Genomic DNA, 15,124 nt, shown 5'->3' with positions numbered 1-15,124 from the left:
TTCAGCACGATAGTCAGGATTATCGTTCCCTACGCTCCCGCGTGGGAATGCAGCTATAGACGCTCTGCGTCGCGAAGAGGACGCGGAGCGTCCGGAACGGCATGACGACGCAGAGCGTCGCACGATAGTTGAGATCAGCATACCGACACAGAATTTCAGCACGATAGTCAGGATTATCGTTCCCTACGCTCCCGCGTGGGAATGCAGCTCTCGACGCTCTGCGTCGCGAAGAGGACGCAGAGTGTCCAGAACGGCATGCCGAGGTGGTTTTTCGAGCGCCATGCTGATGCAGCGTCGCACGATAATGGTGTTCCTTCATCGAAACGCTTCAAGCCCTTTGATCTGCTGACCGTCTGCGAAGTTATCCACAGCCAGCCAGTGCTCGAATGCCTTTTGCCGTTCAGGCCATTCGCTGTTGAGCATCGAATACCACGCGGTGTCTCGGCTCAGGCCTTTCACCACCATGTGTTGGCGAAAGGTACCTTCGTAGCTGAAACCGAATCGCTCGGCAGCGCGTTTGGAACGAGCGTTGTTGGCGTTGCATTTCCATTCCACACGTCGATTGCCCAGCGCAAAGGCTTCCCTGGCCAGCAGGTAAACGGCTTCGGTGCCTTTGGGGGTGCGTTGCATGGCGGCGCTGAACGTGACGTGACCTATTTCGATTCGGCCATGTACGGCGAAGATCGACATCAGGCTGATAACGCCTTCGGCTTTGCCGGTCTGTTGATCGATCACGGTGTAGAACCAAGGGTCGGAGGCCGCCTGATGCCCGGTCAGCCATGTGTCGAAGTCAACGCGTTCGATGAAAGGACCGTAAGGCAGATAATCCCACAACTTGAGGTCGGCATCCGGGCCTTGAAGCACGGCCCACAAGTCATCGCCGTGACGTGAAGTATCGAGCTTCTCCAGGCGAATAAACCGGCCGGCGAGCGTTTTATCAGTGGGCAGCTCTGCGGCTTGCCAGTCCAGCATGATGTCCGACATGAATCACTTCCTGTTTCAGAGTGCTTTACGAAATTGGATGTACCCGCCGCGATCGGCAATCCGCCCATACAACCGGATGGCCGTGACGTTGGTTTCATGGGTCAGCCAGTGCACCTTGTCGCAGCCATCGGCCCTGGCCGTGGCGTAGACAAACTCGATCAACTGCCGGCCTACGCCCGTCCCGCGCTGCTCGGGGGCGACGATCAGGTCTTGCAGGTAGCAGGCGTTGTTGATGCTCCAGTTGGAGCGATGATAGATGAAGTTCACCATGCCCACCGCTTTGCCATCCAGCCAGGCCAGTGCCGAATGAGTCGGCTCGCTGGGGTCGAGAAAGCGTTGCCAGGTGACCTCGCTCACGCCTTCGGGCAGCTCGGTCTTGTAAAAACTCAGATAGGCCTGCCATAACGGCAGCCAGGCCTGATGATCGTCGGCAGCGACGGGGCGAATCCGGACGTCGGTCATGAAGGTCTCCATCCGCTCATCAAGCGAGCGATTTGTTGGTCATTTGCAAGATGGCTTGCGCCAAGACCGTCGCGTACACCGGCCATATCCTCAGCGCTGCGGTTCTGGCTGAGTTTGCGTTTACCTTGCAGGCGCTGCACGGGAATGGAAAACCCGACAATGGCGCCGAGCATCTTTGCAATGTAGTCCGCGGGCGCATCGTTGATCGACCACGGTTGGGCACGACTGGACTCGTGCCGATCGGTGAGGTCATTGAGCAGTTGATGCAGCCGGTCGGGATCGGTGAAGCACTCAGCCTGACCATAGGCGTGCACGGCCAGATAATTCCAGGTCGGCACGACCTTGCCGTGTTCCGCTTTACTCGGGTAGAACGACGGGCTCACGTAGGCATCTTCACCCGGGAAAATCACCATTGCCTCGGCGTCGGTATTCAGTTGCTGCCATTGCGGGTTGGCCTTGGCCATGTGCCCGTAGAGCGTGCCATACGGACCTTCATCGCTACGCAAAAGCAGCGGCAGGTGGGTCGCGTGCAGGCCGTCGTCACCTTGGGTGACCAGAATGGCCAGGCGAGTCTTGTCCATGTGCTCCTGAAGGTTGTCTGTATCGCTTTCCCTGAAGGCATTGGGTATGTACATAACGATTTTCCTCGGCTGATGAGGGAATCCTAGGCAAGCTATTGGTCTGTTGTAAGATCCATTTTCAATAGATTTCACAGAGCCAATCTAATGTCGGCAGACCGCGTTGCGTTTCCACCCACGCTTATCGGTATCGAACTGGACCCAGGCCAAGGTCTTAGCAAGCAGCTGTATGAAATTCTGCGTCGGCAAATCCTCGACGGACGCCTGAGCAGCGGCATGCGCCTGCCGGCCAGTCGGGATCTGGCAAAATCGCTGGCGATTTCTCGCAACAGTGTGATGCGCGCCTTCGATCAGCTATACGCCGAAGGTTTCATTGAAGGGCGCGTTGGCGATGGCACTTACGTCGCGCAACTGGCCGGACGTCACGCTGCGCTTCAGCGCAATGCTCCCGGAAAACTATCCACCAACTTACCCACAGGTTTGCACACAGGGTTATGCACAGGTTTGTCCACATTTGCGGTTGAAAACACGCAGAATCTGCCGAATCAAGTTATCCACAACCCCGCGCTGCAACGGGTTGAAAAGCACCACCTCAATGAGCCCCCGGATGACCGGCCCAAGGCCTTTAGGGTCGGGGTTCCCGCGTTTGACCTTTTCCCGTTCGCCTTGTGGGGCAAGCTGTATGCGTCTTTTTGGCGCAAGCCAAATCTCGATCAACTGGGCTATGGCGCTGCGGCGGGAGAGTGGCGGCTGCGAGAGCTGGTTGCGGCGTATCTTCGCTCCTCGCGAGGGCTGGGCTGTACTGCTGAGCAAATTGTGATCACCAGTGGCGCGCAGCACGCAATCAGCCTTTGTGCACAGCTGCTGGTGACGCCAGGCGAGGGCGTTGCAGTGGAAAATCCGGGCTATCGCGCGGCAGGTCACGCGTTCGCACTGGCGGGTGCGCGGTTGCAGGGTGTAGCGGTGGACAGCGAGGGTATGCGTTGCGCCGACCTTGAGCAGACGGACTGTCGGCTGGCGTACGTTACGCCTTCGCATCAATACCCTACAGGCGTGGTCATGAGCCTGGCCCGGCGTCTGGAGTTGCTGGCCTGGGCCGAGAAAAACCAGAGCTGGATCGTCGAGGACGATTACGACGGCGAGTACCGCTACAGCGGGTCGCCCTTGGCACCCTTGGCTGCGCTCGATCAGAACGGGCGAGTGCTTTACGTCGGGACGTTCGGCAAGATTGTCTTCCCGGCGCTGCGCCTGGGCTATCTGGTGCTGCCCGAGCATCTGGTGCGTCCGTTCAGCCAGCGCAAGGCGGTGGACATGCGCCATACCGAGATCGGCGTGCAGGCGGTCATGGCGCAATTCATTGCCCAAGGGCATTTTCAGCGACACATCCGCCGCATGCGTCGTGCGGCCCTGAGTCGTCGTGATGCGCTGTTGGCCGGCTGGCCTGGCGACGTTCCCGGCTGCGCGGCAATGCCCAAAGTCGTGGCGGGCCTGCACGTAATGGTCAAGGTCGACAGCGTTGCGCGCGAGCAAGCGTTGATTGCCAAAGCCAGAAGCGTTGGCGTCGAGATGAGCCCATTGAGTGGATACTGGCTGTCCGATTCCGACGAGCCTGTGGATAACCGTGCCGGTCTGGTGCTTGGGTTCGCCGCTGTGCCTGAGCCCGCCATCGCGGATGCGTTGAACAGGCTGCGCATGGTCTGGCCGGAGTAGGTCGGCAGTACCCCGTATACTCTGCACTTTCTGCAACTTGTCGTTGAGATACCCATGAACAACTCTCTTTCTGCAACACCCGGCCGCAAGTTCGGCGCGCCGCTGGCTGCGCTGTTCCTGCTGCTGATGGGCGCCCAGTTTCTGCTGCTCAGTGTCGGCACTCGCCAGGTGATGCTGTGGATCGTCGGTGCCGCGCTGGGCGTGACGCTGTATCACGCGGCATTCGGCTTCACCTCGGCGTGGCGGGTGTTCATCCGTGAGCGGCGTGGCGCGGGCCTGCGCGCACAAATGGTCATGCTGGCGGTGGCCGTGGTGTTGTTTTTTCCGGCATTGGGTGCGGGCACGCTGTTTGGCCAGCCTGTCACCGGGCTGGTTGCACCGGTGGGCGTTTCAGTCGTGGTGGGTGCATTTATTTTCGGCATCGGCATGCAGCTGGGCGGCGGTTGTGCGTCCGGCACGCTGTTCACTGCGGGTGGCGGCAACGCGCGCATGCTGGTGACGCTGCTGTTTTTTATCCTCGGTTCGTTGATCGCTACCCATCATGTGGACTGGTGGTTTGCGCTGCCTGCGTTCCCGGCTGTTTCGGTGGTCAAGACCTTCGGCGTGCTGCCTGCGCTGATCGTGAACCTTGCGCTGTTTGCCTTGATTGCGTTGGTGACCGTGAAGCTCGAAAAGCGTCGTCATGGCCAGCTTGAAGCGCCGGTGACCACTGAGCATCGCGGTCTGTCTCGCGTGTTGCGTGGGCCGTGGATTCTGGTCTGGGGCGCTGTGGCATTGGCGCTTCTGAATTACGCGACACTGGCGTTGGCGGGTCGCCCCTGGGGGATCACCTCGGCGTTCGCGTTGTGGGGCGCCAAGGCTGCCAGTGGTCTAGGCGTGGACGTCGGCAACTGGGTGTTCTGGCAGAGCGCTGCGAATGCCAAGGCGCTGGCGGCACCGGTGTGGGAAGACATCACCAGCGTGATGGACATCGGCATCATGCTCGGTGCCTTGCTGGCAGCAGGGCTGGCCGGTCGCTTTGCACCGAGCCTGGACATCCCTACGCGTTCGCTGGTGGCGGCGGTCATCGGCGGGTTGCTGCTGGGCTATGGCTCGCGTCTGGCATATGGCTGCAATATCGGCGCGTATTTCAGCGGGATTGCTTCGGGCAGCCTGCACGGCTGGCTGTGGCTGGTCGCGGCCCATGCCGGTAACGTCATCGGCGTCCGGTTGCGGCCGATATTCTTCACTGGCGAACGCCCGCAAGTGGCTCTGACTGGCTGTTAAGAAACCCCAAGGCCCTGAGATAAAGCCCCGAGATAAAGCGGGCCGTTTGCGAACCATCTGCTGGATTGGCATTCAAAGGCCATGCAGTAGCGGTCCGAATGCGCGCTCGCTTATTTATCGTGGGGTAGTCCTTTGCAGCAAACGATCATGTCAAAAGTCCGTTTTCTCGGTAAAACCATTGGTTACGTCGGTTGGTCGCTGTTCTGGCTGCTGATCTGGGACGTGATCGTCACCGTCGATTTCATGCTGTTTCTCGATCGCAAGATCAACCTGCCATCGTTGCCGCTGACCTTGCTCGGTTCGGCGCTGGTGGTGCTGACCAGCTTTCGCAATTCCAGCGCTTACAATCGCTGGTGGGAGGCGCGCACGCTGTGGGGCGCGATGGTCAACAGCTCACGCAGCTTCGCCCGTCAGGTTCTGACCCTGGTCGAAGACGACAACGGCATCAACCCGGTCAAGGCCATCTTGTTGCGTCGCCATGTGGCCTACGTGAAGTGCCTGTCCGCGCACTTGAAGGGCGTTGAACCGGGCGACGAGATTCAGATGCTGATCCCCCGCGAGGAATTTGAACGCCGTCGCGATACCAACAACTTCCCCAACGACCTGCTCAACACCTCGGCTGCACTGCTGGCCAAGGAGTATCAGGCAGGGCGTCTGGACAGTATTCGTCTGGCGCGTCTGGAGTCGACCATGGTCGATCTCTCCAACTGCCAAGGCGGCATGGAGCGGATCGCCAACACGCCTTTGCCTTATCCGTATGTGGCCTTCCCGAGGCTGTTCATCACGCTGTTCTGCCTGATCGTGCCGATTGGTCTGGTGGAAACCCTGGGCTGGTTCACGCCGCTGGCCTCCACCGTGGTGGGCTTCATGCTGCTGGCCATCGAGAAGATCGGCACCGACCTGCAGAGCCCGTTCCGTGCCAGTGAGCACGTAATTCAGATGAATGCGTTGTGCGAAAACATCGAGCGCAATCTGGATTCGATGCTCAGGGGCGCGCAGGAAGAAAGCAAAGCGTCGTAAGAGGGGTGAGGTGCTCCGCATGTGCGGAGCGCCTCGGATACAGCAGAAGAAAGCTACCGCGGCTTAACGCAACTCGCCACACAGGTCCAGCTCGACAAGACGCCGAACTTCTTCGGTGGTCAGGCCGGCACCGAGCAGCGCATGCAACTTGCCAAGCGCCGCTTCACGGGTCATGCCGCCACCGGAAAGCACACCTGCACCGCGCAGACGGCTTCCCGCCTCGTACACATCCAGCTCGACACCACCTTCATGGCACTGAGTGATCGCGACCACGCAGACACCCTGCGCGCGAGCGTTCTCCAGGCTGGCCAGAAACTGCGGATCATCACTGGGCCCGGTGCCGCTGCCGAAGCATTCGAGTACCAGACCCTGGATACCGCTGTTGACCAACCCGTCCAGCTGGGCTGCGCCGACGCCTGGAAACAATGGCAATACAGCGACCCTGGCTTGCGCCTTGGCTCGTCGGTAATCCAGTGCATCAGGCAACGAAACCACCGCATGACCGCCGCGCGAGCGTTGCAGTGGCGCGAACGGTTGACGACCGAAGCTGCGAATTTTTGCGCAGCGCACAGGCGTCATCAGTTGCCCGTGGAAATACAGCTGAACGCCCGACACCAGGCCGGAACCCAGCGCAAGCAGGGCACCGTTGACGTTTTCCCAGGCATCGCTGTCCTGCACACCGGCAGGCAGCATGGAACCGGTGAACACCACTGGCGCGCTGAAACCCAACAGCTGGAAGCACATTGCGGCGGCGCTGTACGCCAGGGTGTCGGTGCCGTGCAGCACCAGCACCGCGTCGCAGCCCTCGACATCCACCGCCTCGATCACCGCCTCACGCAGGCGCAGCCAGTAGGCGGGGGTCATGTTGGCGCTGTCGATCAGCGGCGACATCTCGCGAAAGCGCCACTGCGGCACCCGCAGCTCGGGGTGGTCGGCCAGTTGCCCGGCCATCCGTGCTTCAAACCCCGAGGCAGGAGCCAGGCCGTTGGCGCTGGCCTGCATGCCGATGGTGCCGCCGGTGTAAAGAACCATGACTCGCTGAGCGGGTTGATGTGCATCATGACTCATGGGTCTTCTCCGGCGTAATGTCGCGTGGTTTATCGGGCTTCAGGCGCAGGCTTGCCCGCCAGTTCGGCATCGTGTGTCGACTGACGGCTCGGGTTGGCCGGCCAGGCGCTACGGTCCAGGTCCAGATCAGGGAACTGGCTGGAGTCGAACACTGGCGTCTTGATGCCTGCCCGACGCTGCGCATCGTAGTCGTTGAGGATACGCTTGACGACTTTGAACAGCATCGCCAGTGCGATCAGGTTGACGAACGCCAGCATGGTCATGGTGATGTCAGCGAAGGCCAGTACATCTTTCAAGTCGACGACAGCGCCCCACATGATCAGTACCAGCACCGCGATACGGTAAATGATGATGGTCTGGATCTTCTCGCCGAACAGGAAACGCAGGCTGTTTTCGCCCAGGTAGTAGTTGTAGAGAATCGAGGTGAAGACGAACAACGCCAGCGCCACGCTGATGAAGATCCGGCCCCAGTCGCCGACCACGGCGGCCAGCGAGTTTTGCGCCAGCACGATACCGTTGCCGTCGTAACCGATGTCGTAGATACCCGACAGCAGGATCAGCAAGGCGGTGCAGGTGCAGATGACGAAGGTGTCGAGGAACACGCTGAACGCCTGAACCACGCCCTGTGCCACCGGGTGTTCTACATGCGCTACAGCCGCCACGTTGGGCGCACTGCCCAGACCGGCTTCGTTGGCAAACACACCACGCTTGACGCCCATCACGATCGCGCTGCCGATCAGGCCACCGAATACCGGGTCAAGGCCGAAGGCGCTTCTGACGATGGTCATCAGCATGCCGGGCACGTGGTCGATCTGCAGAACGATGACGTAGATGGTGACCGCGATGTAGATCAGGGTCTTGACCGGGACCAGCAGGTCGGAAATTGCCGCGATGCGCTTGATGCCGCCGACGAACGCCAGACCCAGCAACACAACCAGGCAGATGCCGGTGGTTTTGGTGTCGACGTTGAACGCGCTTTTCAGCGAGTCGGTCACGGCATGGGATTGCAGGCCGTTGAAGGCAAAGCCGAAGGTCACCAGCAGCAGTACGGCCATGACCATACCCAGCCAGCGTTTGCCCAGACCGTGCTGGATGTAATACGCCGGACCGCCGCGGAACTGGCCTTCGGAGTCCTTGCGCTTGTAGAGCTGCGCGAGCGAACACTCGATGAAACTGCTGGACATGCCGACCAGTGCGGTGACCCACATCCAGAACACGGCACCCGGACCACCCAGCGTCACGGCAATGCCGACGCCTGCAATGTTGCCTGCACCGACGCGGCCAGCAAGGCTGAGCATCAGGGCCTGAAACGAACTCAGCTGGCCGGCGCTGCTGCGCAGACTGTCGCGGAAAACCGAGAACATGTGGAAAAAGTGTCGAAACTGGACGAAACGCGAGCGGATCGTGAAGTAACTACCCAGGCCAACGATAAGTACGATCAGTACCTTACCGGAGAGAAAGTCGTTAATCATTTCCAACATTTTTGTTATTCCTCGCTACTTTTGAGGGGGCGCACTATACCGGTGCAAAGTTTTTACGTCTGTAGTCGCTTTCTTGTGAGGCTGATTCTTCATTCGCGACGATGAATGAATGCTCCTGCGGATTGCTGCTTGGAAGCAGGTCGCCACAGGCTCTGGGTCAAGCATCTGAGCCCTTTGCAGCAGGCAAAAAAAAGGGTCTGGAGAATCACTCCCAGACCCTCAAAAAATTGAGGGGTGTCTAGGCCCTCAATCTGGTGAGCGTGTTGCGCAGGTCATTCCCTGTCAGGCCTTCAAGGGGGCCAGACGTGGAGCGATCATGTTTTCCGGTCGCAGAATGTCGTCGAGCATGGCGTCGTCGAGCAGACCTTCTTCGCGGACCAGTTCCAGTACGCCGCGGCCGGTTTCCAGCGCGATACGGGCGATACGGGTGGAGTTTTCATACCCGATGTACGGGTTCAGTGCGGTGACCAGACCGATCGAGTGCTCGACCAGTTCGCGGCAGCGCTGTTCGTTGGCGGTGATGCCGACGATGCAGTGTTCGCGCAGCATGTCCATGGCGCGCTGCAGCAAGCGGATCGAGTCGAAGATCTTGTAGGCGATCAGCGGCTCCATGACGTTGAGCTGCAACTGGCCACCTTCGGCTGCCATGGTCAGCGACAGGTCGTTGCCGATGATCTCGAAGGCCACCTGATTGACCGCTTCCGGGATTACCGGGTTGACCTTGCCGGGCATGATCGAGCTGCCTGGCTGGCGCGCCGGCAGGTTGATTTCGTTGATGCCGGTGCGCGGGCCGCTGGACAACAGGCGCAGGTCGTTGCAGATCTTCGACAGCTTGACCGCGGTGCGTTTGAGCATGCCCGAGAACAGTACGAACGCGCCCATGTCGGAGGTCGCTTCGATCAGGTCGGCTGCCGGCACCAGCGGCTGACCGCTGATCAGCGCCAAACGGTCGACAGCAAGCTTCTGGTAGCCGGGGTCGGCGTTAATGCCGGTACCGATGGCAGTGCCGCCCAGGTTGACTTCGGTCAACAGTTCGGGTGCCAGGCTGCGCAGACGGTTGAGGTCTTCGGTCAGCGTGGTGGCAAAGGCGCGGAATTCCTGGCCCAGAGTCATTGGAACGGCGTCCTGCAACTGGGTACGACCCATCTTCAGCACATGGTTGAATTCTTCGCCTTTGGCGGCGAACGCCTGGATCAGGCTGGCAAGGCTGGCGAGAAGGGCGTCATGACCCAGCAGCAGACCCAGGCGGATCGCGGTCGGGTAGGCGTCGTTGGTGGACTGCGCCATGTTCACGTCGTTGTTGGGGTGCAGGTGTTTGTATTCGCCCTTCTCGAAACCCATGGTTTCCAGCGCGATGTTGGCGATGACTTCGTTGGCATTCATGTTGGTCGAAGTGCCAGCGCCGCCCTGAATCATGTCGACCACGAACTGGTCATGGAAGTCGCCGCGGATCAGCCGGGCGCACGCCTCGCTGATCGCTGAATGCTTGGTATCGTTGAGGTGCCCAAGCTGATGGTTTGCATCGGCTGCCGCCTGCTTGACCATGGCCAGCGCTACTACCAGTTTCGGGTAGTGCGAAAGCGGCACACCCGAAAGGTGAAAGTTGTTCACCGCTCGCAGGGTCTGGATGCCGTAATAAGCGTTGGCAGGTACTTCGAGAACACCTAGCAGGTCTTTTTCGATGCGCGATGATGCAGGCGAGGACATGATAAAAAAAGTCTCAAAAAGGCACGGACAATGCCGGAACGCCAAGAATAGTGGGCTTGCCGTTCTTGATTGACCAATGCTGTTAAACGCTGGGCTATGCAATAACGGCATAATGCAGGTGTGACCTGGATTACATCCGGTGCGTAAAGAGGGCAAAATGTCGCACCCGGCCCGTGCCGTGTCTGCTGATCAATAGCGATTGTTCATGTATCTGCGCCGAGTTGTCGTTCGTCCCACAGGCGTCGTTAAAAGGATGCCTGTCGAGGGCCTTCATTCATTGTCCGGGAGGACCTGATGAATCTGGAAAGCAAATGGCTGGAGGATTTCAGTGCCCTGGCGGCCACGCGCAGCTTTTCCCAGGCTGCCGAGCGTCGTTTCGTCACCCAGCCGGCGTTCAGCCGACGCATCCGCAGCCTTGAGGCCGCGCTGGGGCTGGTCTTGGTCAACCGTTCACGCACGCCTGTGGAATTGACCGCCGCCGGGCAGTTGTTTCTGGTGACGGCGCGCACTGTGGTCGAACAGCTGGGCGAGGTGGTGCGGCATCTGCATCATCTGGAAGGGGGGCAGGGCGAGGTCATGCAGGTTGCCGCTGCGCATTCGCTGGCGCTCGGCTTCTTTCCACGCTGGATCGCTCAACTTCGTAACGAAGGGTTGAACATCGCGACTCGTCTGGTAGCCACCAACGTCGGTGACGCGGTGCACGCATTGCGTGAAGGCGGCTGCGATTTGATGCTGGCGTTCTATGATCCTGATGCTGCGTTGCAGATGGATGCTGAAATCTTCCCCTCGCTGCACCTGGGGCATACCGAGATGCTGCCGGTTTGCGCCGCCGATGCCGAGGGCCGGCCATTGTTCGATATGGAAGGTGAGGCCAGTGTGCCTTTGCTTGCCTACAGCACGGGGGCGTTTCTCGGGCGTTCAGTGAATTTGCTGCTGCGTCAGCGCAATTTGCGCTTCACCACGGTTTACGAGACAGCGATGGCCGACAGCCTGAAAAGCATGGCGCTTGAAGGGTTGGGCATCGCCTGGGTGCCGCAGTTGAGTGTGCGCGCCGAACTGGCGCGCGGTGAATTGGTGGTGTGTGGCGGGCCGCAATGGCACGTTCCGCTGGAGATTCGTCTGTACCGTTGCGCATTGGTGCGCAAGGCCAATGTGCGTCTGCTGTGGCGCAAGCTTGAAAGCGCTGCACCACCAGAGTCATTGTAAGGCGGGCCGCTCCTGGCAAGCGGCCCGCGCTTTATTCAGGGGTACTCACTCAGGTTTGCGACGATTTTTTGCTTGTTTTGGTCGCTGTAGAAGTAGCAGTTGGCACGTACGGATTGGCGGGTCGCTACCAGATTGGTTTCACACCACCAGCCCCCTTTGTAAATGACCTCTGCGAGTTCGTGAGTACCGCCGAGCATATGGCCAAGCTCATGTGCAGGTGCGGTAAACGTTTCCAGCGAGGCTATGCCGGTATTCCCACCGAGGGTGGCGAAACCAGCCGTGGTTGAATTCATCCTGCTTTGGGTCACCAACAGGTATTTGCTGGTGCCATTGATCGGCAGGTTTTGCTCCTTCAAATACTGATTGATTTCGCTCCTCCATGCGCCATAGGTCTGGTCCGTGTTTTCGTTCTTGTACTGAAAGTCCGTCACGTCAGGAACGTTGCGAATGAACTGTAAATGGACGCGGCGACCCGTGAAGCTTTCCAGGTCCTTGATGAGCCAGGCAAAGTAGTCCTCGACGAGACGCTTGTCGCTGGTTTCCTTTACGTCGTCATGAATGAGCAGAAAGAAAAACAGCGGGCGCTTCGAGGTGTCATCCGCCAGTGCGGCCTGGCATAGCGTGAAGGTAGCGATTAACAGCAGAGTTCTTGCGATTGTCTTGAACATGTTTTTACTCGTCCGTGAGTAGTTAATTAGCATTCATGACCCAAAGCAGGTCATGTCCCTAATTAATAGCAATCGCGGCGTCGGGTGAATCAGCATTGTCAGCGGTCGATGTAGTCCTCAGCTGTAAAATGGTGCAGGACAAATCCACGCATTTCATGAGGTCGCAGGTGCCGGTAGCCGAGGCCGTAAAAAACTGAACGGCGGCCCATTGCAACGGGGTGTGCGCGCCGAACCGGCGCGCAGCGAGGCGATTTCTCAGTTAACGGCAGGTGTGCCGTCGACGTAACTACGAATCAGCGCCTTGTTGGCTTCGCTGAAGTAGTAGCAGGGAATGATCGAGGTCGTGAAGTCTCCCCACATCGTCGTCTGGCACGGGAAACCGGTTGCGGCTTCGTGCGTGGCGCCAAGCAGGTGGCCGACTTCGTGTGCCAGGGTGTTGTAGTTCTTCAGCGACGCAATGGAGACGTTGTAGTTTGTTGCCGAAACCCCATGTGTCAACGGGCTGATTTTATTGGATGTCAGGAACACGTACTTATGCCGCTCTGACGGGAGCGGCAGGTTTTTCGCGTCTGCATATTTCTCGCTGATGAAAGACAGGTTGGTCATCAGGTCGGCCTTTTCCAGCCCGCGATAGTCGAAGTCAGTGATCCCGGGTTCGTTGGCGATGGAGATCACGGTGACTCTACGCCCGGTGATCTCAGTCAACTGTTCGATCAGCGGGCTCAAGTAACTCTCGTTCAGATCGGCGCGTTCCTGCTGTGTGAGCTGATCATGCATAACCAGGAACAGCCCCAGATTGGGTCCGCTTGCAGTTGCAAATGGCAGGTAAAAAAAGACGGCCAGAGACAGACATGTTTTCAATGTGGTTTTCACGTTTACGTTTTTCATAGTGACGTTCTCATCCTTGATAGTCAGATTCAGGTGGCGACTTTACTGTCGCGGCACCAGTCAAGCAGATACCCATCAGCGATAACAGGCGCACTTTGCGCTGCAAGCAGTAGTTTCAGTGCCTTTGTGGTGTAGGGCGTATGGGTTGAGTGTCAGGAATCCGGCCGCTGACAGAAGGTGATCGCAGGTGCTTTAAACAGGCAACTTTGCGCTATACTGCGCGGCCTTTGGCCGGCTAAGTCGGTCATTATTCGTACAGCAAGCCACGCCGGTTCCCTGCGTGGCTTGTTGTTTTAAGACGCGCCTGCGGGCGCCCGATGAGAGGCACGACGATGAGCGCACTGGTTGGCGTGATCATGGGCTCCAAGTCCGATTGGTCCACCCTTAGCCACACCGCCGACATGCTGGAAAAGCTCGGCATTCCTTTTGAAGTCAAAGTGGTGTCAGCTCACCGCACGCCGGACCTGCTGTTCCAGTACGCCGACGAAGCCGAAGGCCGTGGCATTGAAGTGATCATCGCCGGTGCCGGTGGTGCCGCTCACTTGCCGGGTATGTGCGCTGCCAAGACTCACCTTCCTGTATTGGGCGTTCCGGTGCAGTCCTCCATGCTCTCGGGTGTCGATTCCCTGCTGTCGATCGTGCAGATGCCCGCTGGCATTCCGGTCGCGACGCTGGCCATCGGCAAGGCCGGTGCGATCAACGCAGCGCTGCTGTCGGCAAGCATTCTCGGCGCCAAGCACCCGCAATTTCACGCAGCGCTGAAGAAATTTCGCACTGAGCAGACAGACAGCGTCCTGGACAATCCAGACCCACGCCACGCCTGAGGTTTTTCCATGAAGATCGGTGTAATCGGTGGCGGCCAGCTCGGTCGCATGTTGGCATTGGCAGGGACGCCGCTGGGCATGAACTTCGCCTTTCTCGATCCCGCGCCGGATGCTTGCGCAGCTGCGTTGGGTGAGCATTTGCGTGCCGATTATGGCGATCTGGATCATCTGCGTCAGTTGGCTGACGAAGTCGATCTGGTGACGTTCGAATTTGAAAGCGTTCCGGCTGAAACCGTCGCGTTCCTGTCGCAGTTCGTGCCGGTCTACCCGAGTGCCGAAGCGCTGCGCATTGCGCGTGACCGCTGGTTTGAAAAAAGCATGTTCAAGGATCTGGGCATTCCGACCCCGGCTTTCGCCGATATCCAGTCGCAAGCCGACCTGGATGCCGCCGTGGCCAGCATTGGTCTGCCCGCTGTTCTGAAAACCCGCACCCTGGGTTATGACGGCAAGGGCCAGAAGGTTCTGCGTTCGGCAGCCGATGTGGTCGGTACGTTCGCCGAACTGGGCAGCGTGCCTTGCCTGCTGGAAGGCTTCGTGCCGTTCACTGGGGAAGTATCCTTGATTGCCGTGCGTGCGCGTGACGGTGAAACCCGTTTTTACCCGCTGGTGCACAACACTCATGACAGCGGCATTCTGCGCCTGTCCATTGCCAGCACCGATCACCCCTTGCAGGCACTGGCAGAAGACTATGCCGGGCGTGTGTTGAAGCAGCTCGATTACGTCGGCGTGCTTGCATTCGAGTTCTTCGAGGTCGACGGTGGCCTGAAAGCCAACGAGATTGCACCGCGTGTGCACAACTCCGGCCACTGGACCACCGAAGGCGCCGAGTGCAGCCAGTTCGAAAACCACCTGCGGGCGGTTGCCGGTCTGCCACTGGGCTCGACGGCCAAGGTTGGCGAGAGCGCCATGCTCAACTTTATCGGCGAAGTGCCAGCGGTGGACAAGGTCATGGCTGTCGAGGACTGTCACCTGCACCACTACGGTAAAGCGTTCAAGGCTGGCCGCAAAGTGGGCCACGCCACCGTTCGCAGCGCCGACCACGCCACGCTGGATCGCCAGGTGAAGTTGGTCGAAGCGCTGATCAAGCCGTAACGCTTGTGCCAATGCTCTGCGTCGCAAGAGGACGCGGAGCGTCCAGAACGGCATGCGACGCAGAGCGTCGCACGATAGTTGACCTTGTGGGGGCGACCGTGGGTTTTGGCAGTTCGTGGCGCTCTGGGTCGCGAGAGGATGCAGATGCCCTGCCATTCATGAAGAATTCT

Annotated in this window: 14 protein-coding genes; 6 read left to right on the top strand and 8 right to left on the bottom strand. The window is 59.3% G+C overall.

Features of this window, described 5'->3' with window-relative positions:
* Positions 1–315: 315 nt before the first annotated feature.
* The 3 genes from QRN38_RS15065 to QRN38_RS15055 are packed head-to-tail and all read right to left on the bottom strand — an operon-like array spanning position 316 to position 2,081.
* The gene (locus QRN38_RS15065; protein WP_007244991.1) at positions 316–984 is read right to left on the bottom strand and encodes a GNAT family N-acetyltransferase; all 669 of its coding nucleotides are present in this window, start codon (positions 982–984) and stop codon (positions 316–318) included.
* Between the two features lie 15 nt (positions 985–999).
* Positions 1,000–1,446, bottom strand: a complete 447-nt coding sequence (locus QRN38_RS15060) for a GNAT family N-acetyltransferase (protein ID WP_057419129.1) — start codon at positions 1,444–1,446, stop codon at positions 1,000–1,002.
* Positions 1,443–2,081 carry an FMN-binding negative transcriptional regulator gene (locus tag QRN38_RS15055; protein ID WP_057419130.1) on the bottom strand — a complete coding sequence of 213 codons (639 nt, stop codon included), beginning with the start codon at positions 2,079–2,081 and terminating at the stop codon, positions 1,443–1,445. Before QRN38_RS15055 ends, QRN38_RS15060 begins: the two co-directional genes overlap by 4 nt.
* A 90-nt stretch (positions 2,082–2,171) precedes the next feature.
* Between QRN38_RS15055 and pdxR the strand changes: the two genes are divergently transcribed.
* The 3 genes from pdxR to QRN38_RS15040 all read left to right on the top strand — a co-directional run bounded on the left by pdxR (position 2,172) and on the right by QRN38_RS15040 (position 6,020).
* Positions 2,172–3,734, top strand: a complete 1,563-nt coding sequence (gene pdxR, locus QRN38_RS15050) for a MocR-like pyridoxine biosynthesis transcription factor PdxR (protein ID WP_057419131.1) — start codon at positions 2,172–2,174, stop codon at positions 3,732–3,734.
* A gap of 54 nt (positions 3,735–3,788) precedes the next feature.
* A complete protein-coding gene (locus tag QRN38_RS15045; RefSeq protein ID WP_057419132.1) occupies positions 3,789–5,000 on the top strand; it encodes a YeeE/YedE family protein in 1,212 nt (403 codons plus the stop codon).
* Between the two features lie 147 nt (positions 5,001–5,147).
* Positions 5,148–6,020 (top strand): bestrophin family protein, encoded by an 873-nt coding sequence (locus QRN38_RS15040; RefSeq protein ID WP_005768336.1) that lies wholly within the window; start codon positions 5,148–5,150, stop codon positions 6,018–6,020.
* Positions 6,021–6,083: 63 nt separating this feature from the next.
* Here the strand turns inward: QRN38_RS15040 and QRN38_RS15035 are convergent, their stop codons facing one another.
* The 3 genes from QRN38_RS15035 to aspA form a co-directional block, all read right to left on the bottom strand.
* Complete coding sequence (locus tag QRN38_RS15035; RefSeq protein WP_054090618.1) at positions 6,084–7,088, bottom strand: asparaginase; 1,005 nt, start codon at positions 7,086–7,088, stop codon at positions 6,084–6,086.
* Between the two features lie 29 nt (positions 7,089–7,117).
* Positions 7,118–8,569, bottom strand: a complete 1,452-nt coding sequence (locus tag QRN38_RS15030; protein ID WP_007244998.1) for an alanine/glycine:cation symporter family protein — start codon at positions 8,567–8,569, stop codon at positions 7,118–7,120.
* 282 nt (positions 8,570–8,851) lie between these two features.
* Entirely contained in the window at positions 8,852–10,276 is a 1,425-nt protein-coding gene (gene aspA / locus QRN38_RS15025; protein WP_005739655.1) for an aspartate ammonia-lyase, read from the bottom strand.
* A gap of 294 nt (positions 10,277–10,570) precedes the next feature.
* On the opposite strand from aspA, the gene QRN38_RS15020 reads away from it, so the two are divergent.
* Positions 10,571–11,482 (top strand): LysR substrate-binding domain-containing protein, encoded by a 912-nt coding sequence (locus QRN38_RS15020; protein ID WP_005768341.1) that lies wholly within the window; start codon positions 10,571–10,573, stop codon positions 11,480–11,482.
* A gap of 35 nt (positions 11,483–11,517) precedes the next feature.
* Here QRN38_RS15020 and QRN38_RS15015 read toward each other — a convergent pair whose 3' ends face one another.
* Positions 11,518–12,150: a zinc metalloprotease gene (locus QRN38_RS15015; protein WP_011105533.1), complete on the bottom strand. Its 633-nt coding sequence runs from the start codon at positions 12,148–12,150 to the stop codon at positions 11,518–11,520.
* A 255-nt stretch (positions 12,151–12,405) separates the two neighbouring features.
* Entirely contained in the window at positions 12,406–13,023 is a 618-nt protein-coding gene (locus QRN38_RS15010; RefSeq protein WP_285362439.1) for a reprolysin-like metallopeptidase, read from the bottom strand.
* Positions 13,024–13,370: 347 nt separating this feature from the next.
* Between QRN38_RS15010 and purE the strand changes: the two genes are divergently transcribed.
* Both purE and QRN38_RS15000 read left to right on the top strand, forming a co-directional pair.
* Complete coding sequence (gene purE / locus QRN38_RS15005) at positions 13,371–13,862, top strand: 5-(carboxyamino)imidazole ribonucleotide mutase (RefSeq protein ID WP_003340324.1); 492 nt, start codon at positions 13,371–13,373, stop codon at positions 13,860–13,862.
* Between the two features lie 9 nt (positions 13,863–13,871).
* Positions 13,872–14,954 carry a 5-(carboxyamino)imidazole ribonucleotide synthase gene (locus tag QRN38_RS15000; protein WP_024665996.1) on the top strand — a complete coding sequence of 361 codons (1,083 nt, stop codon included), beginning with the start codon at positions 13,872–13,874 and terminating at the stop codon, positions 14,952–14,954.
* The last annotated feature ends 170 nt before the right edge of the window (positions 14,955–15,124 follow it).

Source organism: Pseudomonas sp. CFBP2511, assembly GCF_030209255.1.
Lineage (GTDB): Bacteria > Pseudomonadota > Gammaproteobacteria > Pseudomonadales > Pseudomonadaceae > Aquipseudomonas > Aquipseudomonas avellanae.
This window is presented reverse-complemented; position numbering and strand designations above follow the sequence as displayed.

Bases quoted from the DNA above. Each gene is read 5' to 3' on its own strand.
- QRN38_RS15065 (WP_007244991.1), bottom strand. From the start codon at position 984: ATGTCGGACATCATGCTGGACTGGCAAGCCGCAGAGCTGCCCACTGAT.
- QRN38_RS15060 (WP_057419129.1), bottom strand. From the start codon at position 1,446: ATGACCGACGTCCGGATTCGCCCCGTCGCTGCCGACGATCATCAGGCC.
- QRN38_RS15055 (WP_057419130.1), bottom strand. From the start codon at position 2,081: ATGTACATACCCAATGCCTTCAGGGAAAGCGATACAGACAACCTTCAG.
- pdxR (WP_057419131.1), top strand. From the start codon at position 2,172: ATGTCGGCAGACCGCGTTGCGTTTCCACCCACGCTTATCGGTATCGAA.
- QRN38_RS15045 (WP_057419132.1), top strand. From the start codon at position 3,789: ATGAACAACTCTCTTTCTGCAACACCCGGCCGCAAGTTCGGCGCGCCG.
- QRN38_RS15040 (WP_005768336.1), top strand. From the start codon at position 5,148: ATGTCAAAAGTCCGTTTTCTCGGTAAAACCATTGGTTACGTCGGTTGG.
- QRN38_RS15035 (WP_054090618.1), bottom strand. From the start codon at position 7,088: ATGAGTCATGATGCACATCAACCCGCTCAGCGAGTCATGGTTCTTTAC.
- QRN38_RS15030 (WP_007244998.1), bottom strand. From the start codon at position 8,569: ATGTTGGAAATGATTAACGACTTTCTCTCCGGTAAGGTACTGATCGTA.
- aspA (WP_005739655.1), bottom strand. From the start codon at position 10,276: ATGTCCTCGCCTGCATCATCGCGCATCGAAAAAGACCTGCTAGGTGTT.
- QRN38_RS15020 (WP_005768341.1), top strand. From the start codon at position 10,571: ATGAATCTGGAAAGCAAATGGCTGGAGGATTTCAGTGCCCTGGCGGCC.
- QRN38_RS15015 (WP_011105533.1), bottom strand. From the start codon at position 12,150: ATGTTCAAGACAATCGCAAGAACTCTGCTGTTAATCGCTACCTTCACG.
- purE (WP_003340324.1), top strand. From the start codon at position 13,371: ATGAGCGCACTGGTTGGCGTGATCATGGGCTCCAAGTCCGATTGGTCC.
- QRN38_RS15000 (WP_024665996.1), top strand. From the start codon at position 13,872: ATGAAGATCGGTGTAATCGGTGGCGGCCAGCTCGGTCGCATGTTGGCA.